The sequence below is a fragment of the Nostoc cf. edaphicum LEGE 07299 genome, from assembly GCF_015207245.1.
GTDB lineage: Bacteria > Cyanobacteriota > Cyanobacteriia > Cyanobacteriales > Nostocaceae > Nostoc > Nostoc edaphicum_B.
In genome coordinates this window covers 1-2,728 of the sequence record NZ_JADEXF010000944.1, presented here as the reverse complement: position 1 = coordinate 2,728, position 2,728 = coordinate 1, and the positions used below count along the sequence as shown (strand labels likewise).

Sequence of the window (2,728 nt, the reverse complement as noted above, 5' to 3'; positions counted from 1 at the left end):
ATTGATAATTGGCAATGGCAGATGCAAGCTGGTGTAACTAATCCACTTAGCGATACTTTTCGCATTTATAACCCGTCGAAGAATATTGCCGAAAAAGACCCTCAAGGAGACTTTATTTATCACTGGGTACCGGAACTACGGGGCTACAGTCAGTTTACCAGAAATTGAACAGGGGAAATACATTGGCACTAGCAACTATCCTAAAGCGATTCTAGATTGGTCAAAGACGCGTAAAGTTAATGGTAAAGTTGTTTCTGACTTACGAAAGCAAACTAAACAGCGGTTGTTAAACCAGGGGGGAGATGAATACGATAGTGCAATCGCTGCTAAAGAAACAGTTGAGAAATACTGGCAGCATAAAGACAGAGAGTATAAAGAATATCAACAAAAGCTTACCCTGACGCAAGAGTAAAGCATTATCTAGATTTTAGACCAAGCTCCTCTCTCTTTTTACTAAACAAAAATCCTGTTTAACAATGATAGCCTTCTGATGATCACATTGCGAAAGCTTATGTGGACTGAATAATAAGGTATTCAATCCACCATTGTTGAGTTGAGTTACTAATCAGAGACGATCCAGTTAAACCTTGACTCGTCTGAGTCAGCTTTACTCCTGATCCTGATCAATTTTTTCGATATCATCAGGTGTACCAGTGGCAGAAATTTTTGATGTACCAGATTTACCTGCACCTGAATTGCCGCCAGAAGCGCCAGCACCGCCTGAGTGTTTAGAATCAGTGTTGCCTTGTTCATCTTGAAGCTGTTCAAGGCGGTTTTTCTCTTGAGCTTTATCTTTTTGGTCAGCCATATTTTAAAAACATTTTTAGCGTAGCGATCGCTATATACTCTACCACTTTCGTTATTCTGGCGACACCAAAAGCAAATGCTCTTAATTGTCAGTTCTCTTGAATAATCAGCTAGTCGGCACGCTCCCTCCCCATAATACCCTTGGAACCAAATCAGCTAGACTTATTTCCAGAAGTGAATCGTTAGGAATAATCTCTCATGTGGAAACAATACTTGTGAGTGATGACCGAATAAAGGAGAATGCAGATTAAAGAAAAGCGGATTAGAATATTACACGAGCTACTAGCTTTCAAGCAGGGGGTGCGATTCGTCCACTCGAAAATCTACAATTTACCCTCTAATATCAACAATAAATCTACAATCTACAATCTTAATTCTCAAGCTCGTGTCTTTCAGGCAGGAGTCAATCTACAATCGACAAGACGCTACGCACAGTCGCTCTAAGCGTTCGCGATAGCGTCTCTAAGAGTTGCCATGCCGCAGGCTTTACGCTACGCTATCGGCAATCTGCAATCCGTTGACTAAAACTCAGCCATCGCAAGGATTTTGATTTAAGCGTACATTCTTTGGCTTTTAAATGTTTGCCGTAATAATCTGTAAAAAAGTGTGAAAAATCTGCGTTTCATGTCATAGCGAAAGCTAAAATTTGCTTTGCTGCTCGTTGTCCACTGCGAATTGCTCCCTCCATATAGCCACAATATTCAACGGGAGCGGTATGTTCTCCTGCAAAAATGACGCCTCCGGCAGAGTACGGTAAATCAGAGCGCCAGCTTTTCAAGTCTCTAGGAACGAAATAGCAGTAAGATCCCTGTGACCAAGGATCAGCACTCCAGTCATGAGTTGCAGTTGCGAGTGCTTTGGGAGCATTTGGCTTAAGCGTGGATACTGTTTGTTGTGCTAACTCAACGGAGTGTCCAGCAACATTTCGGCTAGGTGTCCCACTGCTTGTACAAGCAAGAATTCCCACTTCACCTGTCTGAGTTACGGTAGATTCCCAGACCGTTTGATAAGGTGTTTCTGCCACGACTAACCCCCAACTGGATTGCTGCCAGAAACGGTTGGAGTACTGAAGTAAAGTCTTAACCGATATCCCATAGGGCAAGTGAGTGATCGCCTCTCGTTGTGCCTCTGTAAGCGGAATTTCAATAGACAAATGGCGCAAAACACTCCAGGGAATTGTGACAACAATCCAGTCGGCAAATACTTCAACCTGTCCCTGAACCGTTTTTAAACTCACGGCAACAGTTTGTTCTTGCTGCCCAATCCGCACAATTGGGGTATTAAGATGGATGCAATCGCCCAAAAAGTGAGCAAATGACATTGCAAGTTGACTACTGCCACCTCGAATTCGCAAATTGCGATCGCCCGAAGTTCCACTGTAAGCAAAAAAGCCAACTCCAATCGCTTCCGGATCGGCAGCATACATTCCATAGGATTGCTGACGAACAACTTTGCAGGCAAAGGGATGAATGGAATGTTGTGCAGCCAGCCACTGGGCTAATGTTTGGGCAGGATCGGCAAGCTGTTCTAATAATTGGTCTAATTTCTGATATACATCATTTAAAGAATCTTGCTGTTGAGACAAGAGCGTTTTTTGAGTAAAGAAATTACCATCAATGTAATAGCACAGGTCATCTGGATACTTAAAGGCAGGCTCAAGCATGAGGTTGAATTGACTGGCATAAGATATCAATGCTGTATGCTTATCATCGACGAATTCTGCACCCAATTCGCCATGCTGTTCTGCTCCAAAAAAGACTGTTTGGACTCGCCCTCCAACTCGTTCGCGGGCTTCAAACACTTGCACATCAAACCCAGCATGAACCAGTTCATAAGCAGCTGTAAGCCCCGCCAACCCAGCCCCAACTACAATTACTCGTTTGCTCATAGGTTGTCATTATCTTGATGCATACTATCACCC

At 43.2% G+C, this 2,728-nt stretch carries 3 protein-coding genes; 1 reads left to right on the top strand and 2 read right to left on the bottom strand.

Annotated features, from left to right (window positions below):
• The first annotated feature begins 21 nt into the window (after positions 1-21).
• On the top strand, positions 22-168 hold the full coding sequence (locus IQ229_RS24360) for an FAD-binding domain-containing protein (RefSeq protein ID WP_228013670.1): 147 nt from the start codon (positions 22-24) through the stop codon (positions 166-168).
• 439 nt (positions 169-607) lie between these two features.
• Here the strand turns inward: IQ229_RS24360 and IQ229_RS22905 are convergent, their stop codons facing one another.
• On the bottom strand, positions 608-808 hold the full coding sequence (locus IQ229_RS22905; RefSeq protein ID WP_094345289.1) for a hypothetical protein: 201 nt from the start codon (positions 806-808) through the stop codon (positions 608-610).
• 621 nt (positions 809-1,429) lie between these two features.
• On the bottom strand, positions 1,430-2,695 hold the full coding sequence (locus IQ229_RS22900; protein WP_194047698.1) for a flavin monoamine oxidase family protein: 1,266 nt from the start codon (positions 2,693-2,695) through the stop codon (positions 1,430-1,432).
• Between the last annotated feature and the right edge of the window lie 33 nt (positions 2,696-2,728).